Annotated in this window: 14 protein-coding genes; 8 read left to right on the forward strand and 6 right to left on the reverse strand. The window is 63.1% G+C overall.

What is annotated here, in order from left to right; all coding sequences use genetic code 11:
- Nucleotides 1-168: 168 nt before the first annotated feature.
- Nucleotides 169-2,550 (reverse strand): heavy metal translocating P-type ATPase, encoded by a 2,382-nt coding sequence (locus tag Q0908_RS10215; RefSeq protein WP_299283642.1) that lies wholly within the window; start codon nt 2,548-2,550, stop codon nt 169-171.
- A gap of 138 nt (nt 2,551-2,688) precedes the next feature.
- On the opposite strand from Q0908_RS10215, the gene Q0908_RS10220 reads away from it, so the two are divergent.
- From Q0908_RS10220 to mdoH, 6 genes are all read left to right on the forward strand, one after another.
- Nucleotides 2,689-4,338, forward strand: coding sequence for a thiamine pyrophosphate-binding protein (locus tag Q0908_RS10220; RefSeq protein WP_299283644.1), 1,650 nt, complete (start codon nt 2,689-2,691; stop codon nt 4,336-4,338).
- On the forward strand, nt 4,322-5,524 hold the full coding sequence (locus Q0908_RS10225) for a CoA transferase (protein ID WP_299283646.1): 1,203 nt from the start codon (nt 4,322-4,324) through the stop codon (nt 5,522-5,524). Before Q0908_RS10220 ends, Q0908_RS10225 begins: the two co-directional genes overlap by 17 nt.
- Before the next feature lie 186 nt (nt 5,525-5,710).
- A complete protein-coding gene (locus Q0908_RS10230) occupies nt 5,711-7,057 on the forward strand; it encodes a tetratricopeptide repeat protein (protein ID WP_299283648.1) in 1,347 nt (448 codons plus the stop codon).
- Nucleotides 7,058-7,103: 46 nt separating this feature from the next.
- On the forward strand, nt 7,104-8,357 hold the full coding sequence (locus Q0908_RS10235) for an OpgC family protein (protein ID WP_299283650.1): 1,254 nt from the start codon (nt 7,104-7,106) through the stop codon (nt 8,355-8,357).
- On the forward strand, nt 8,357-9,886 hold the full coding sequence (locus Q0908_RS10240; RefSeq protein ID WP_299283651.1) for a glucan biosynthesis protein G: 1,530 nt from the start codon (nt 8,357-8,359) through the stop codon (nt 9,884-9,886). The genes Q0908_RS10235 and Q0908_RS10240 overlap by 1 nt, the downstream gene beginning before the upstream one ends.
- The gene (gene mdoH / locus Q0908_RS10245) at nt 9,883-11,727 is read left to right on the forward strand and encodes a glucans biosynthesis glucosyltransferase MdoH (RefSeq protein WP_299283654.1); all 1,845 of its coding nucleotides are present in this window, start codon (nt 9,883-9,885) and stop codon (nt 11,725-11,727) included. Before Q0908_RS10240 ends, mdoH begins: the two co-directional genes overlap by 4 nt.
- Before the next feature lie 7 nt (nt 11,728-11,734).
- Here mdoH and Q0908_RS10250 read toward each other — a convergent pair whose 3' ends face one another.
- The 5 genes from Q0908_RS10250 to Q0908_RS10270 all read right to left on the reverse strand — a co-directional run bounded on the left by Q0908_RS10250 (nt 11,735) and on the right by Q0908_RS10270 (nt 15,121).
- A complete protein-coding gene (locus Q0908_RS10250) occupies nt 11,735-12,580 on the reverse strand; it encodes an alpha/beta fold hydrolase (protein WP_299283656.1) in 846 nt (281 codons plus the stop codon).
- Nucleotides 12,577-13,077 carry a rhodanese-like domain-containing protein gene (locus Q0908_RS10255; RefSeq protein ID WP_299283658.1) on the reverse strand — a complete coding sequence of 167 codons (501 nt, stop codon included), beginning with the start codon at nt 13,075-13,077 and terminating at the stop codon, nt 12,577-12,579. Before Q0908_RS10255 ends, Q0908_RS10250 begins: the two co-directional genes overlap by 4 nt.
- 1 nt (nt 13,078) lies before the next feature.
- Nucleotides 13,079-13,606, reverse strand: coding sequence for a YHS domain-containing (seleno)protein (locus tag Q0908_RS10260; RefSeq protein WP_299283660.1), 528 nt, complete (start codon nt 13,604-13,606; stop codon nt 13,079-13,081).
- A gap of 148 nt (nt 13,607-13,754) precedes the next feature.
- On the reverse strand, nt 13,755-14,543 hold the full coding sequence (locus tag Q0908_RS10265) for an SseB family protein (RefSeq protein WP_299283662.1): 789 nt from the start codon (nt 14,541-14,543) through the stop codon (nt 13,755-13,757).
- A complete protein-coding gene (locus Q0908_RS10270; protein WP_299283664.1) occupies nt 14,540-15,121 on the reverse strand; it encodes a uracil-DNA glycosylase family protein in 582 nt (193 codons plus the stop codon). Before Q0908_RS10270 ends, Q0908_RS10265 begins: the two co-directional genes overlap by 4 nt.
- A gap of 98 nt (nt 15,122-15,219) precedes the next feature.
- Here Q0908_RS10270 and Q0908_RS10275 point away from each other — a divergent pair, with 98 nt between their 5' ends.
- Together Q0908_RS10275 and Q0908_RS10280 are read left to right on the forward strand one after the other, a co-directional pair.
- Nucleotides 15,220-15,564, forward strand: coding sequence for a helix-turn-helix domain-containing protein (locus Q0908_RS10275; protein WP_299283666.1), 345 nt, complete (start codon nt 15,220-15,222; stop codon nt 15,562-15,564).
- The gene (locus Q0908_RS10280; RefSeq protein WP_299283668.1) at nt 15,557-16,585 is read left to right on the forward strand and encodes a permease; all 1,029 of its coding nucleotides are present in this window, start codon (nt 15,557-15,559) and stop codon (nt 16,583-16,585) included. Before Q0908_RS10275 ends, Q0908_RS10280 begins: the two co-directional genes overlap by 8 nt.
- Nucleotides 16,586-16,681: the final 96 nt, after the last annotated feature.

Raw genomic sequence — 16,681 nt, forward strand, 5'->3', positions numbered from 1 at the left:
CTTCTCTTCATCGTCTGTCTCCTCAGTTGGAGAACAGGCTAACTCTAAATGCCGGACTTTTCAGGGGAGCAGGTCAATCTGAAAGAGGCTGCGCCACGCGATATTAAGGGGGCTTTGCCCCCGACGCTGTTCGCGTCTCCCCCAAGGTATTTTGGGCGAAAGGAAGGGTTAGGGTGTGCCTGCCTTGCGCAGCCTGAGTGCATTCGTGACCACGAAGACAGACGAGAGCGCCATCGCCAGCGCCGCCAGTGCCGGCGAAAGCTGTGGTCCGCCGAAAGGCACAAGCACCCCTGCCGCCACCGGGATCAGCAGCACATTGTAGCCAAACGCCCAGACGAGGTTTTGCTTGATGTTGCGCAGTGTTGCCGTGCTGATCCGCACGGCGCGCAGGACTGCACCGGGTTCCGGTGACATCAGCACCACGTCCGCCGCCTCGATCGCCACGTCGCTTGCCCCGTTGACCGCCAGCCCGACCTCGGATGCAGCCAGTGCGGGGGCGTCATTGATCCCATCGCCGACGAAGGCGACTGCGCCATGTGCCGCGCGCAGCTCTGCGATGGCGGCGACCTTTCCGTACGGCCTCACCCCTGCCACGATATCCCTGATCCCCAAGCCGCTGCCGACGTACTGTGCGGTCTGTTCACTATCGCCCGAGATCATCGCGACGGTCCGTCCTGTGGCCTGCAGATCCGCGACCACCTTGGCACTGCCTTCGCGGATTTGGTCGCTGATGGCGATCACCCCGAGATGTGCCCCGTCAATGGCGATGTGCACGCATGTCCTGCCTTGGCGCGCCCATCTTGTCCCCTCAGCGGTCCATTCAGGTTCGACTGGGACATTATGGGCGCTGAGCATATCCTGATTGCCCACGATCACGTGTTTACCGCCCACTCGCGCCTGTGCGCCGTGCCCCGGCGTGGCGTTGAAATCGCTGACGTCCTGCGCCACCTCGGGTGCTGCGGCCACGATGGCCCGGCCAAGCGGGTGTTCGGAGTGCCTTTCGACCGCGGCGGCGCGGGCCAGCAAGATGTCGCGATCAACGTGGCCTGCCACATCTGTCACCACGGGCGCGCCCACAGTCAGCGTCCCGGTCTTGTCGAAGGCGATTACACGGGTGTTCTGCAATTGCTGAAGTGCAGCACCTTTGTGGAACAGCACGCCCAGTTCGGCGGCGCGGCCTGTGCCAACCATGATAGACATCGGCGTGGCGAGCCCCATGGCGCAGGGACAGGCGATGATCAGCACCGATACGCCCGCAACAACCGCAGGGCCAAGGCCCGACACGGCCCACCAGGTCACAAAGGTCACCGCCGCGATCAACAGGACGACCGGCACAAACCATGCGGTGATCCGGTTGACCAGCGCCTCGACCGGCAGCCGCGCGGCCTGGGCGGCCTGCGTCAGGGCCGTGATCCGCGCCAGCACAGTGTCGCGCCCCACGCGGGTTGCGCGAAATGTCAGGGTGCCGGTTGTGGTCAACGTGCCCGCGCTGACCTCATCGCCTTGCTGTTTCAGAACGGGGATGGGCTCGCCCGTCAGCATTGCCTCATCCACATGAGTGGTGCCTGACACCACGACGCCATCGACCGCGAAGCGCCCGCCCGGGCGCACCCGCACTACGTCCCCGACCTGTACCTCGTCAAAGGGCACATGGGCAAAGGAGCCATTGCGCTCGACCTCGGCCGTGTCGGGGCGCAACTCAAGCAGTCGTCGCACTGCATCGCCCGTGCGCCCCTTGGCCCGTGCCTCGAGCCAACGGCCCAGCAGTATCAGGGTGACGATGACCGCTGCCGCTTCGAAATAGACGCCCGAGGGGGGTAGCAGCGTGGGCATCAATACCGCAAATGCGGAGAATCCAAAGGCCGCCCCTGCCCCCAAAGCGACAAGCGCGTCCATATCCGGGCGGGCGCGCAGCAGACCGGGGATGCCGCGCCGAAAAAACCCGGCCCCCGGTCCCATCAGCACAAGGGCGGTCAGGGCCAGCTGGATCAGATGGCTCGTCTGGGTTCCGATGCTGCGCATGATCCAGTGGTGCATGGCCGGGATGGCGTGACTGCCCATCTCGAGCACAAACACGGGCAGGGTCAAAACTGCCGCCAACAAAAAGCGCTGCAAGAGCGGGCGGGCCGGGTCGGGTGGCGTGTCAGTCTGGGGCGCGGAGGCGGGGTATCCCGCTGCGGCGAGGGCCTCCTTGACCGGCCCAGGATCGCCCAAAATTTCGACCAGCAGGTTTTGGGTCGGCAATTGTGCGCTGACATTCAGCACCCCCGGCACGGACTTGGCCGCCGCCTCGATGCGGGCCACGCATGACGCGCAAGACATGGCGGGAATGGCAAGCAGTGTGGTGGTCACCCGTGCCTCATACCCTGCGCGGGACAGCGCGCTGATCGCCGCACCGGGGTCGCCGCCGCTCATGCGTGCGCTGCGATCGGCCAGATTGACCCGTACATCTCGCGCACCCGGAACCTTGGCCAACGCCTCTTCTGCGCGGCCTACGCACGAGGCGCAGTGCAATCCTGTGATATCGAAACGGAGTGTTGTGTCGCCCATACCCCTTCACATAAGGCGGCGCGGACCGCAGAGGTCAAGGGGGCGCTGAAACAATGCTCAACGCAGGTGTGAGTTGTACGCGAGGTCGACCCATGACAGGAAGGCGCGACGCGCCAACCTGACGAGAAAGACCACCAAATGAGAGACTTGCCCCCTTCCCCGCCGCGCGCTGCCGATGTTGTGGCCGCACGTTTGTATGATGCGGGCTGTCGTCTGGCCTTTGGGATGCCGGGGGGCGAGGTGCTGACACTTGTGGACGCGCTGGAACGGGCAGGCATCCGGTTCATCCTGTGCAAACACGAAAATGCAGCCGCCTTCATGGCCGAGGGGGCGTGGCATCGCACGGGTGCGCCCGGTATTCTTGTGGCCACTGTCGGGCCTGGTGCGCTCAATGGCGTGAATGCGGTGGCCAACGCCCATCAGGATCGGGTGCCGCTGATCGTGTTGTCCGGCTGCGTGGATGCGGATGAGGCCCAGACCTATACCCATCAGGTGCTCGACCAAACCCAGGTATTCCGCCCCATCACCAAGGCGACCTTTACGCTCAACACCGGGGCGGCGCGGGTGATCGCGGACAAGGCAGTTGGCATCGCGCTTGAGGGGCGTCCGGGCCCTGTCCATATCGACGTGCCCATCACGGTGGCTGTTACGCCTGTCACCCCCGACATTCCGGCGCGACGGGCGGTTGCCGCGCCTTTGATCCCAGACCCGACAACGCTTGAGGCGATGCGCGCGAGCCTCGCCCGCGCCGAGCGGCCCATCCTGATCGTGGGCGTGGACGCGCTGAACCAGGGCTTTGACGGGCACCGCGCGGATATGTCGGACACGCTGCGCACCTTTGTCGAAACATTCAACGTGCCCGTACTCACCACCTACAAGGCCAAGGGGTTGCTGCCGGAGGATCACCCGCTGGCCCTTGGGGGGGCGGGTCTGTCACCCAAGGCGGACAAGGTGTTGCTGCCAATGGTCCAACGCGCCGATCTGATCATCGGGCTTGGCTATGATCCCATCGAGATGCGCACCGGCTGGCGCGATTTCTACTTCCCCGGCATTCAGGAGATGATCGACATCACCGCCGAGCCGAACCACCACTACATGCATCAGGCCACAACCAATATCGTGGGCGATTGCGCGGCCACGCTGATCGCCATGTCCAACGAGGTCGCACCGCGTGATACTTGGACCAGCGGAGAGATCGCCGCCGTCAAATGCGATCTGGCTGACGCGTTCCCGCGTGATGACGCGTGGGGGCCTGCCGCAGTTATCGACACCTGCCGCAACGTTCTGCCGCGCGACACATTGGCGACCGCTGACAGTGGCGCGCATCGCATTTTGCTGAGCCATATGTGGGAATGCTATGAGCCACGCGGCCTCATGCAATCCTCGGCCCTGTGTACGATGGGCTGTGCCATTCCATTGGCCATGGGTGCGCAGGTGGTTGAACCTGACCGCCCCGTCGTCAGCTTTTCCGGCGATGCCGGCTTCCTGATGGTCGCGGGTGAGTTGTCCACGGCGGCGGAGCTGGGTCTGAAAACGATCTTTGTCGTCTTTGTCGATGCGTCCCTGTCGCTGATCGAATTGAAACAGCGCCAGCGGCAACTGACCAACGCAGGCGTGGACTTTGCCAAGCATGACTTTGCGGCCATGGGCAAGGCCTTTGGCGGGGCAGGCCACACCGTCAGCTCGCGGGCCGAATTGAAAACCGCACTGGATGCCGCCCAAAACAGCGATACCTTTACGGTTATCGCAGCCGTGATCGAACGAGGGGCCTATGACGGACGCATCTGACACGCCGGGCGCATTGGACGGGCTCTATGTCCTCGACCTCAGCCGCATTCTGGCCGGACCGACGGCAACGCAAATGCTGGGGGATCTGGGTGCGACCGTGATCAAGGTCGAAAACCCCAAGACGGGTGGGGATGACACGCGTGGGTGGGGGCCGAACTATGCCCGCGATGCGAACGGGAAAGCCACCGACCTGTCGGCCTACTTCATGTCGGCCAATCGCAACAAGCAATCCATCGCGGTCGATATCTCAACGCCTGAAGGCCAAGACATTGTGCGCCAACTGGCCGCGCGGGCCGATGTGGTGATCGAGAATTACAAACCCGACGGTTTGGTCAAATACGGTTTGGATCACGAAACGCTGCTCAAGGCGCATCCCGAACTCGTCTATTGCTCGATTTCCGGCTTTGGACAGACCGGACCGAACCGCGCGCAGCCCGGATATGATCTGATGGCCCAAGGCTATGGCGGGATCATGTCCCTGACCGGAGAGCCGGACGGCGCGCCCATGAAGGTGGGCGTGGGCATCGCAGATGTGATGTGCGGGATGTATGCGACCATCGGCATTCTGGCAGCCCTGCGTCACCGCGATGCAACCGGGCAAGGCCAGCATATCGACCTGTCGCTGGTAGACGCGCAAATGGCGTGGCTGATCAACGAAGGGTGCAATTTCCTGACCAGCGGGCAAGTGCCCGAGCGGCGCGGCAATGCGCACTCCAACATCGTGCCCTATGACGCGTTTGCCTGCAGCGACGGGCATATCCTGATCGCAGTGGGCAATGATGCGCAATTCGTGCGGTTCTGTGACGCGATTGATGCGGCTGAGCTGGGCAAGGACGAACGGTTTACCACAAACCTGCTGCGCATAGAAAACCGGGTCGCATTGACCGAGGCGCTGGCAAACGTGCTGCGCGGGCTGATAAAAGACGACGTTCTGAACCGGCTGCGCGCGGCCAAAGTGCCCGGCGGGCCGATCCATGATATTGCCGAGGCGCTTGGCTCGGATCAGGCGCAGGCGCGGGGCACCGTGGTGCAGGTCGCCCGCGATGATGTGGCGGACGGGCATCTCCGCTTGCTGGCGAATCCGCTGAAATTTTCGGCGACACCAGTGCAATATCGCCGCCCGCCGCCCCGGTTCGGACAGGACACAGACGCGGTTCTCGCCAGCCTCAAAACTGACGTCGATTAATAAATTACATAGCAATCCAAGCGCTTTGGCTGGAATCCGCCGTTTTCGGGGCCTCATGCTGACATTTTACTCACGGCGCAGCATATACGCTTCACGGTTGCGTGTTTTCCCCCGGCATTCTCTGCCATTTCCGCTTAGATGCTATAAACCCAACATGACACGCATACGGTAAGAGGTACCGCACTCATGATGCACGATATTTGCCAATCCCCGGTCAGTCTGGATGACCCCGCCCTGCTGGCAGAGTGGAATGGATTGATCCGCGCGTTTTTGGCGCATGGGACCGCAACGCCAAACCATTTGGGTGCCGTGCTGTCAGGCGCGCCGCAGTTCGCGATGGGGCATGCGGCCAAGGGTCTGTTTTCCCTGATGATGGGGCGCAAGGAATTGAATGCTGTCGCGCACGAGGCTGGGCAGGCGGCTGTAGCTGCGCTGGCCGTGGCGGGTGGCAGTACCCGTGAGCGCCTTTGGGTGCGCGCATTGGGCGAATGGCTTGCAGGCCGTCCCTCTGGCGCGATTGCCGCGATGGAGCGTGTGTTGGCCGACCATCCCACGGATACGCTCTCGGCGAAGGTCAGCCACGCGATCCGCTTCATTCTTGGTGATGGTGTGGGCATGCGCGCCTCGATCGAGAATGTGCTGGAGGCCCACAAGGGCCACGCGCTCGAAGGTTATGTGCTGGGATGTCACGCCTTCACTCTGGAAGAGACCGGCGAGTATGCCGCCGCCGAAGCAACGGGCCTGCGCGGCCTGCAACTGGCAGGCGATGATGCGTGGGGTTTGCACGCCGTGGCCCACGTCTATGACATGACGGCGCGCCCTGATCGCGGGATCTCATTGATTGAAAACAACGTCTCCGCCTGGGATCATTGCAACAACTTCCGCTACCATGTGTGGTGGCACAAGGCGCTGCTGCACCTTGACCGGGGCGAGAATGACATCGTTCTGGCGCTTTATGATGACAAAATCCGGTCCGAAAAAACCGACGACTATCGCGACATCGCCAATGCCACGTCGCTGCTGATGCGGCTCGAGCTTGAGGGCATAGATGTCGGCAACCGCTGGACTGAACTGGCCGATTTCGCGCAACACCGCACCGATGATGGATGCGTCGTCTTTGCCGATCTGCACTATCAACTCGCCCTTGGCGCGGCGGGACGCGACGATGCGCAATCCGCGCTGGCCGCCCGCTTTGCGCTGGATGCAACACGCCAAGGCGAAATGCCGACGCGGGTCGCTGATCCAGGCAAGGCCGCGCTTGCGGGCCTCAACGCCTTTGCCGAGGGGCGCTATGACGCCGCCTTCCAGAACCTCGTCGCGGCACGCCCCACGATGCAGACCATTGGCGGCAGCCACGCTCAACGCGATGTGTTCGAGCGCATGACAATCGACGCGGGCCTGCGTGCCGGTATGGTGGACGCCACCGAGGCGCTGATCGAAGATCGCATTGCGCGGCGTAACGGTGCGGTTGATCGCTTTGCCGCAACCCGCCTTGCCACCATCAGCGAAGAGCGGCGCATCCCGGCGCAATAAGCGCGCGCCCCTCGACCGACCGGTTAAAGAAGACGAGAAAGCGGCCATGACATTTGCCGACCCCACCCAAGCGAGCGCGGCCCCAGCGGCTGCGACACCCGCCAATCCGGCGCGGGTGCGTGATATTCGTCTGGATTTTTTCCGTGGCATCGCGATGTTCATCATCCTGATCGCCCACACCCCGGGCAACTTTCTGACGTCATGGATCCCGGCGCGGTGGGGGTTTTCCGACGCGACCGAAATCTTTGTGTTCTGTTCGGGTATGGCTAGCGCCATCGCCTTTGGCACCACCTTTGACCGCGCAGGCTGGCGCATGGGCACGGCGCGCGTCGGCTTTCGGGTCTGGCAAGTCTATTGGGCGCATGTGGGCCTGTTCATGGCGACCGTTGCGCTGGTCGTTTTTCTCACCGATTCCGAGTTGGGCACCCGCAACTATTGGGGCCAGCTGAACCTGTGGCCGTTATTTGTGGAAAGCGAACGTTGGGCCAATGCCGACATCTGGTTCAGCTTTGTGACCCTGCAATATGTGCCCAACTATTTTGACATTCTACCGATGTACATGGTGATCCTGCTGATGATGCCAATCATCATGTGGCTGTCTCGCATCCATCTTGGCCTCGTGGCGGGCTTTATCGGTGTCGTATGGCTGATGGGTCAGGAGGCGCTGACGAACATGCTCGGCCTGCCCCATTTCAATTTCATCGCCGAGCCCTGGGTGAAAGACGACGGAACCCAACGCGAGTGGTTCTTCAATCCCTTCGGCTGGCAGTTGATCTTTTTCACCGGCTTCGCGTTCATGCGCGGCTGGATTCCCAAACCGCCTGTCACCCCCTTGCTCATCGGGATTGCGCTGGTGATAGTGCTGGCGAATGTGCCGCTCTCCAATATCGGCGTGCGCGAGTTCGGGTTCGAGTGGGCGCGCGAGTGGCGGATCGAGAACCGCGCCTGGATCACCAAATCCGACTTTGGCATTCTGCGCTTTGTGCAATTCCTCGCGCTTGCCTACCTCATGTGGGTGCTGGCGGGCGACAAGGGCAACCGCATTCGGGCAGGCACCTCCGCCCTTGGCCGCGCATGGGGTCGGCTGTTGCAGATCATCCTCAAGGTCGGTCAGCAATCCCTCGCCGTCTTCGTGGTGTCGATGTTTACTGCGCGCCTGATGGGCTTTGCCATGGACGTCCTGGGCCGCGAGACCGGCACGGTTTTGCTGGTGAACCTTGGGGGCGCTTGCGTGTTGATCCTGACAGCCTACCTAGCAGGATGGTTCAAAAGCAATCCGTGGAAAAAGGTGCCCGCCTGATGTTGCGACGGGAATTTCTTGCCAGCCTTGCGGCGCTTGCCGCTGCCCCGCGCGCGTCGTGGGCACAAGACGGTGAGCCCGGTCTGCAACTGGGCGCGCGCACGCCGTTCAGCGCCAGCGACGTGGCCGACATGGCGCGCGAGATGGCAACGCGCGACTACGAACCCCGCCCCCTCATCCCCGAGGAATGGCGCAACCTGACCTACGACCAATATCGCAAGATCTGGTTCGATTCCCGCAATGCGCTGTGGGAAGGGTCCGACGCCCCGCAGCGGGTCGATGTGTTCCCGCCGGGTCTGTATTTTCCGCAGGCGATCAAAACCTATGTGGTCGAGGACGGTCAGGCCCGGCCCATGTTGTTCGATCTGAACGTCTTTGACACCACCGACAAGTTCCCGAACGTGCCAATCGACGACACGCTTGGCTACAGCGGTCTGCGCCTGCGCGCCGAGTTGCGCCAGCCCGGCATCTACGAGGAATACGCGGTCTTTCAGGGTGCCAGCTATTTCCGGGGCATTGGCACGGGCGACATCTACGGGTTGTCCGCACGCGGCCTTGCGCTGAAAACCGGCGATCCGATGGGAGAGGAATTTCCGGACTTCACCCGGTTCTGGCTGGAACGCCCCGAGGATGGGACCACCACAATCGTGCTGCACGCCCTCCTTGATGGCCCCTCGTGCACCGGTGCCTACCGGTTCGAGATCACACCGGGCCAGCCCCTCACCATGCAGGTCGAGGTCGAGATCTTTGCGCGCAAAACCCTCACCCATGTGGGCATCGCGCCGCTGACATCGATGTTCCTGTTTGATGACACGGATCGGCAGCGTTTCGATGACTTCCGCCCCGCCGTCTATGACAGCGACGGGCTGATGATCCACAATGGCGCGGGCGAGGTGATCTGGCGGCCGCTTGCCAACCCGCTGACCTTGCAGATCAGTGCCTTTGGCGACACCGACCCGCGCGGCTTTGGCCTGATGCAGCGAGCCCGCAATTTCGAGCATTTCAACGACCTCGAGGCGCTTTATCATCGCCGCCCCGGTCTGTGGGTCACGCCCGGCGAAGGCTGGGGGCGGGGCAATGTGCAACTGGTCGAAATCCCTGCCGACCTCGAGATTTACGACAATATTGTCGCCTATTGGCGCCCCTCGGCGGATATCGAGGCGGGTCAGTCACATCGCATGACCTACCGCCTTGACTGGGGCGAGGACCCCGCGCCGCGCACCGCCATGCCCTTGCGCGTTACCAATACCGCTGCGGGCGGCCGCCCCGAAGGCGGGCGCATCTTTGCCATAGATTTCGAAAATGCCGATCACGTGCCCGAGGATCTGTCGCGGCTTGACCGCCTGGTGCGCAGCTCAGCAGGTGAAGTGACCGAAGGCATCATTCAGCGCAACCCGGCAACGGGCGGTCCGCGCCTGGCCTTTACCTTCATGCCGGGTGACGCCACATGGGCAGAATTCCGGGCGCAACTGCGTCTTGACGGCGAAGCGCTGAGCGAAGTGTGGCTTTATCGGTGGACCAAATCTTGAACCGTCCCCATGCCATGCCCCCGCGTGCGCCTTTGGCCATGCCTGCACAGGATTTCGGCGTGGCCCCCGCGTTGGACATGCCCGGCACGGACGTCCCAGACCCGATCTGGCGGATCGCCGTTTTCCTGCCTGCGTTGATCCTGACCGGCCTGATGATCTGGGCGTTGCATGGATTGTTTGCGACCGCCGGTATGACCACGCTCGAATATGTGCTGCTGACGCTGATCGGCATGACCTTTGTGTGGGTTACGTTGGCCGTCTCCACTGTGGGTGTCGGCTTGGCCGGTCGTTTTGATACCGCGAAAAAGCCGCCAGAGGCCGCGCCGCTCGACGTGGCGCTGTTGGTGCCGATCTACAATGAAACCCCTTGGGATGTGTTCGGCAATGCCGCCGCCATGTTGCAGGACCTGACGCGCCAGCGCGGCGGGCACCGCTATACCCTGTTCGTGCTCAGCGACACGCAGGATGACGAGATCGCGATGCAGGAATGGCAGGCTTTCACCAGCCTGCAGGCCAGTGCGCCTATCGCCGTTCACTACCGCCGTCGCGCGGACAATACCGACAAAAAAGTGGGCAATCTGCTCGACTGGATTACCGGGTGGGGTGCCGATTACGAGGCGATGGTGGTGCTGGACGCCGACAGCCTGATGACGGGCCGCGCCATTGATCGCCTCGCTTGTGAGCTGGCCGCTGACCCCAAGGCGGGCCTGATCCAGAGCTTTCCGCAACTTATCGGTGCCGACACATTGTTTGCCCGCATGCAGCAGTTTTCCAACGTCGCCTATGGCTGGCTGCTGGCCGAAGGGCTGGCGCATTGGGCGCGCACCGAGGGCAACTATTGGGGTCACAATGCGATCATCCGCACGCGCGCATTTGCCTCCTCGGCCGGATTGCCGCATCTGCGCAGCCTCACCGGGCGCACCGATCTGATCCTGAGCCATGATTTTGTCGAAGCATCCCTGCTGCGTCGCTCTGGCTGGCGCGTCCGCTTCCTGCCGCGCATGGCGGGCAGTTTCGAGGAAACGCCCGGCACGCTGATCGACTATGTGGTGCGCGACCAACGCTGGTGCCGGGGCAACCTACAACACCTGCGCCTGCTGACAACGCGTGGGCTGCACCCGGTCAGCCGGTTCCACCTGTTTCAAGGCGCTGCGGCCTACCTGATGTCGCCCGCCTGGTTCGTGCTGCTGGTGTTCTGGGCGCTTCTGGGGCGCGATGAAAACACCAATGTCATCTCCTATTTTAATGAAGCGAACCCGCTTTTCCCGAATTGGCCCCCGGCCATGACCCATATCGACAGCGCGATCTTTCTGGTGGTGATGTATGTGATGCTGCTGACCCCCAAGCTGACCAGCGGGATCGTCATTGCCACCCATGCCAAGGCGGTGAAGCTCTTTGGCGGGCGGCGCGCCTTTGCGGGGGCGGTCCTGCTCGAACTGGCACTCTCCATCGCCTACGCGCCGATCATGATGATACAGCAGACGCGTGCCGTTCTGCGCGCCATCTTCGGGCGCGGCGCGGGTTGGCAGCCGCAGCAACGCGGTGGGCGCGCCTATCCGCTGCGCACATTGCTGGCGTTCCACTGGGTCGAAACGGTCGTGGGCCTGTTGCTGCTGGCCGGGCTGATCGCGGGCCTTGTGTCATGGTGGCTGGTGCCGATCATGGCGAGCCTCGTACTGGCCGTGCCCCTGTCCGCGCTGAGTGCGCGCAGTGTTGCGGGCCTGCCTTGGCGCCTCGACAATCCGCTGACCTTGCGCGAACCCACAATCGTGGGCAATGCGCGCGCGGCCCGCGCAGATATGCGCGCCCGGATCGAAGCGGCAAACCTGCCTGCGGAATGATCCGCGCCTAGTTCGGAAGTGGCTGCAAGCCGTCCAGCCAGTCGAGCATCAGCTTGGCCCAACCATCGGGCACCGTATGACCGCCGGGGTAAAGCGCCAGTTCCAGCGCCGTGCCGGGTGCGCAGCGATCCCATGACCGGACCCAGAACGCATCGGACACATCGAAACGGTCCCCGCGCAGTTGCACGCAGCCGTTCGTCTCGCGCCAAAGCGACATGGCATAAAACACGTCACCCTGCACCCAGGCTGCCGGGTCATTCACATCTTCTCCGCGCACAACCCGCCCCTCGATAGGCACGGTAGTGTCTTCCCAGCCATGGGTGTGCAATAGGCGAACAGGGCCTGCGCAACTTTGTGGGTCAGGCCGCCAGAAGGCCCCACTGACCGGCACATAGGCCGCGAATGTGTCAGGCGCGGCGCAGGCCACATAATGCGCCATGGTCGCGCCGATGGAAAAGCCGCCCAGCACCATCTGGGTGCCATTGATATCAAACCGCTCTGCCACATCATCGCGCACAGCCGTCAGAAAGGCGACTTCGTCCCGTTCGGCGGGCCAGTCGGGGTGGAACCACCAGCGCCGTCCATTGCCGCTGTCGCGCAAGGTACCGTCTGGGGCGACGACGGCATATCCGGCGGCCAGGGCATCCGTGACCCAGCCGTGACGGACCGACCCCGATCCGCTGCCGCCAAAGCCGTGCAGGAACATGATCGCGCCGCGCGGGGCGGCGTCGGGCAAGACAATATGGTAAGTGCCGCTTTCGATTTCGCAGGGGCCAGCGGTGGGGCCACAATCTGCCACTGCCAAGGTCGCGCTTGCGGCACAGAGCGCGCCTGCCGCGACCGCTCGGATCATTCAGCGGCCCACGTCACAGTGGGCAGGCCGCGCTTCAACCAGCCAGGACCAGCGCCCGAGCCGAGCATCCCTTCGGGCACGTCGATGATGGTGGTGAACCCGGCCTCGCTGAGCTGGCGCGACATGCGGCGGGACCGCACCCCACGGGCACAGATCAGTGCGACGGGTGTATCGGTACGCCCTGCCGTCTCCACCAGCAAAGCGTCGGTGAAGTCATCGCGGCGCATATCGATGGGGATCGCCCCTTCGCCCACGCCGGTTGTTTCCCACTCATCCGGACGGCGAATGTCGATCAGCACGATATCGCCCGACACCGCAGCACTGTGCGCATCCGGCGTGCTCAACGTCCCCTCGACCCCGGCTTGCGCCGAGATGTTGTACCAGCGCGAGGCAAACACGGCCCCGCCCACAATCAAGGCACCTGCGCCAAGCCCAAAGGCCCGGCGCGTCATGTGCCTGGCCCCCGAGGGTTTTTCGGTGTTGTTCTCAGCTGTCATATCAGGACTTTGGTGCCTCGCTTGTGAACTGAGGCACGGTGCGGTTCGAGGCTGGGCCCGGTTCCAGTGACACCCAGTTGTTTTCGGACTTGTCGAGGTTGCCGGGAATGTCCGCTTCCCAGAAGCCGACGACGTTCTGCGTAATGTTCAGGTACAGCTTGCCATCCACGATGCGCCACAATTCGGGATTGGCCGGGACCTTGCCGCCCTGGGCAACGCCATAGGCGCAGTGCCCATCATATTGGGGCGCGTATTTGGCCGGATCAGCCACAAACAGATCGCGGTTTTCCTCGGTCGAGAAGGCGAAAGTCGAGCCGTTGTAATCGGCTGTGATGTCCGCCTTGCCCGGCACGGCGGCGGGTTGGGACTGACCCACAGGCGCCTGATCCAGACTGAAATAGGCCACCACGTCATAGCCCGATACCGCAAATCCGGTCTCGTCGATGTACTGATCCCCGGCAAAGGCGGATGTGGCGAGGGTCAGCGCGCTGGCAGCGGCGGCGATGGTCAGGGTGAAGCGGTTCAACATCAGGATCGTCCTTTTAACAGCTCGGTGGGGCGCAAGGCGTCTCCTACCTTGGCGATGATGAGACAATAAGGGGTGCGAGTCTATCATTGCAGGCTGCCTCGCGCCGTTGTGACCGCGCGCAATTCAGGCGTGATCGGGGCCTGCTGGCTTAGCGCAGCCGCGGGGGGCGGTCGGGGTCCGATCCGGGGGCCACCGTTTCGGGCGCGCGTGCAGGGGCCGGTTGGGGCAGATCAAAGCGCAAACCCACCCGCGCAAACCGTTCCGTCACCGGATCGCGCGCATCGAAAAACCCGACATCCATCGCACCTGCTTCGATCCCCGAAAAGGTCAGCGCCTCGGATGCGGCCCGTGCCAATGCAGTTTCCGCGCCCGGTGCGGCCCCGACGACCGCCAGCAAATGTCCCCGTTTGCCCTCCCTATCCGTGGTGCCCACAAGATAGGCCATCTGGGCCAGCCCCGTCGCGGTGGCCAGTTTCGTATCGAGCGCCGCAATCAACGCATCAGGCAATCCGGCCGGGGCAGAGACTTCGGCCAGCCGCGCCTCAACCTCGTCCGGACCATGGCCCAATGTGATCGCCAGCCAGCGCACCCCGTCCGCATCCAGCAGGAAAGAGGACGGAGCCACATCAAGGTTCAGACCCAGCCCGATGTCTTGCGCGCTCAGCAGTTCCGCAATCACCCGCCCCGACAGCGCGGCATAGGGTGCAGGCCCGCCCACGAACGCCGCTAATCGCTCTTCACGGTCAAAGGCCAGGACGATTGCACCGGAACCCGGGTCAAACACCTGCGGGGTGATCTGATCCCCCTCCGCCTCGGCCTCAAGCAGCAGGAAGAGCTCCGCATCCCCGAGCCGTTCAAAGAACCGCAGGCGCGCGGTGTCATCTTCTGGCGTGGCCTGCATGGTGGCATGCGCAAGATCAAGCGGAGTGTCTGTCATGCAAGGACCTCTTGAACGCGGGCGCGCAGGGCGGGCAGGACCTCGGCCTCGAACCACGGATTTTTCCTGATCCAACCGGTATTGCGCCATGAGGGATGAGGCAAGGGAAAGGCCCGGGGCGCATGGTCGCGCCAGGCGGCCACAGTGTCGGTCACATTTGTTTTTGTGCCCAAATGCCAGCTTTGCGCGTAGCCTCCGATCAGCAGGACGAGAGGGACATCGCCAACCTCATCCATCACCGCATGACGCCATGTCTTGGCGCAGATGCGCGGCGGCGGACGGTCGGAGCCTTTGGCGTCATAGCCCGGAAAGCAGAACGCCATGGGCACGATGGCCAGCTTGTCACGATCATAAAACGTTGCCGCGTCCACGCCCATCCAGTCCCGTAGACGATCCCCCGAAGGATCGGTGAAAGGCCGCCCGCTTTCATGAACCCGCGCGCCGGGGGCTTGCCCCGCCACAAGGATACGCGCGCCTTGGTTGAACCAGACAACGGGCCGGGGCGCATGCCCGGTTTCCGTCGCCGCAAAGCGATCAGCGCAAATGGTGCAGGCACGGATGTCAGAGGCGACAGGCATGACGCCCAGCTAAAGCGTTGCCCCATCAAGCGCAATCATTTCGATGATTTTCGAAATACACCTTGTCGCATCGTCATTATTTCTATAATTTTAGAAATATGAAAATGACAACACCCACCCCGCTCGACCTTACCCGCGCTGCCGGTGCCTTTGCCGCGCTTGGATCAGAGCAACGCCTGTCGGTGCTGCGCACGCTTGTGCGGGCCGGGCCCGAAGGGCTGAGCATCGGCGCGCTTGGCGATCGCACAGGCATCACTGGCTCGACTCTGACCCATCACGTCAAAATCCTTTCGACGGCGGGCCTTGTCACGCAAGCGCGGCAGGGTCGATCGATCATCTGCGCCGCCGTCGCTTTCGACGAAATCGAGAGCCTATCGCGGTTCTTGCTAACGGAATGCTGCGCCGACAGCGCCGCCCCTGCCGAGGACCATGGCCATGGCTGACACGGCCACTCAGACGCTTCCCACGTGGCGCAACCGGATTGATGGCGCGTGGCTCTTTTCCGCCAGCCTGATCGCGTTGGTTGCGCTATTGGACCGCGGCCAGTTGATTCCCACATTATCTTTTGTGACCAAAGCCTTGGCAGGCACGGCCCCTTTCATCCTATTTGCTGTGTTTGCGATTGCCTACCTCAAGGCGACGGCGGCGGAAAACCTGCTGGCCCGCGCATTCGAGGGCAATCCGGCGCGCATGATCGTGATGGCGGCCCTGCTTGGCGGGCTGTCGCCGTTCTGTTCCTGCGAGGTCATTCCCTTCATCTCGGCCTTGCTTGCAGTCGGGGCACCGTTGGGGGCCGTGATGGCGTTCTGGCTCGCCTCTCCGCTGATGGATCCAGCAATGTTTGCGATCACAACAGGTGCGATCAGCCCGGAATTTGCGCTGGCCAAGACCGTTGCCGCCGTGGGTTTGGGCATCTTTGGGGGTTTTGGCACTCTATTGCTGGCCAACACGCCGGTCTTCACCAACCCGTTGCGGGAAAAGCCGCAGGTGGGCGGGTGTTGCGGCGTCAAAGAGCCCTTTTCGGCCACACCCGTCTGGACCTTCTGGCACGAGCCGACACGCATCGAGACCTTCAAATCAACCGCGCTGGAAAATGGGGCGTTCCTGCTTAAATGGCTTACCCTGGCCTATGTGGTCGAGGCGCTGATGGTGATCTACATCCCGGCCAACCTGATCGCGAATGTGCTGGGCGGGGACGGGTTGGGAACCGTCATGCTGGGAGCGGTCGTGGGCATGCCAGCCTACCTGAACGGCTACGCGGCAGCGCCCTTGGTGGCCGAACTGCTGGATCAGGGGATGTCGAACGGGGCCGCCATGTCGTTCATGATCGCAGGCGGTGTAAGCTCCATCCCCGCCGCCATCGCGGTCTGGGCGTTGGTCAAGCCAAGGGTGTTCGCAGCCTATCTGGGCTTTGCGCTGACAGGGTCGGTTCTGGCCGGACTGATATGGCAGATTACAGGCTGACGCACGAAACCTTGAAGCCTGCGTGACGGCCCTCGCAGGCCGACGCCCACCAAAGTCCACAAATACAGGCAAAAGCACCACTCACAGCCGCCCGCT

The sequence above is a fragment of the uncultured Tateyamaria sp. genome (assembly GCF_947494755.1).
Taxonomy (GTDB): Bacteria; Pseudomonadota; Alphaproteobacteria; order Rhodobacterales; family Rhodobacteraceae; genus Tateyamaria.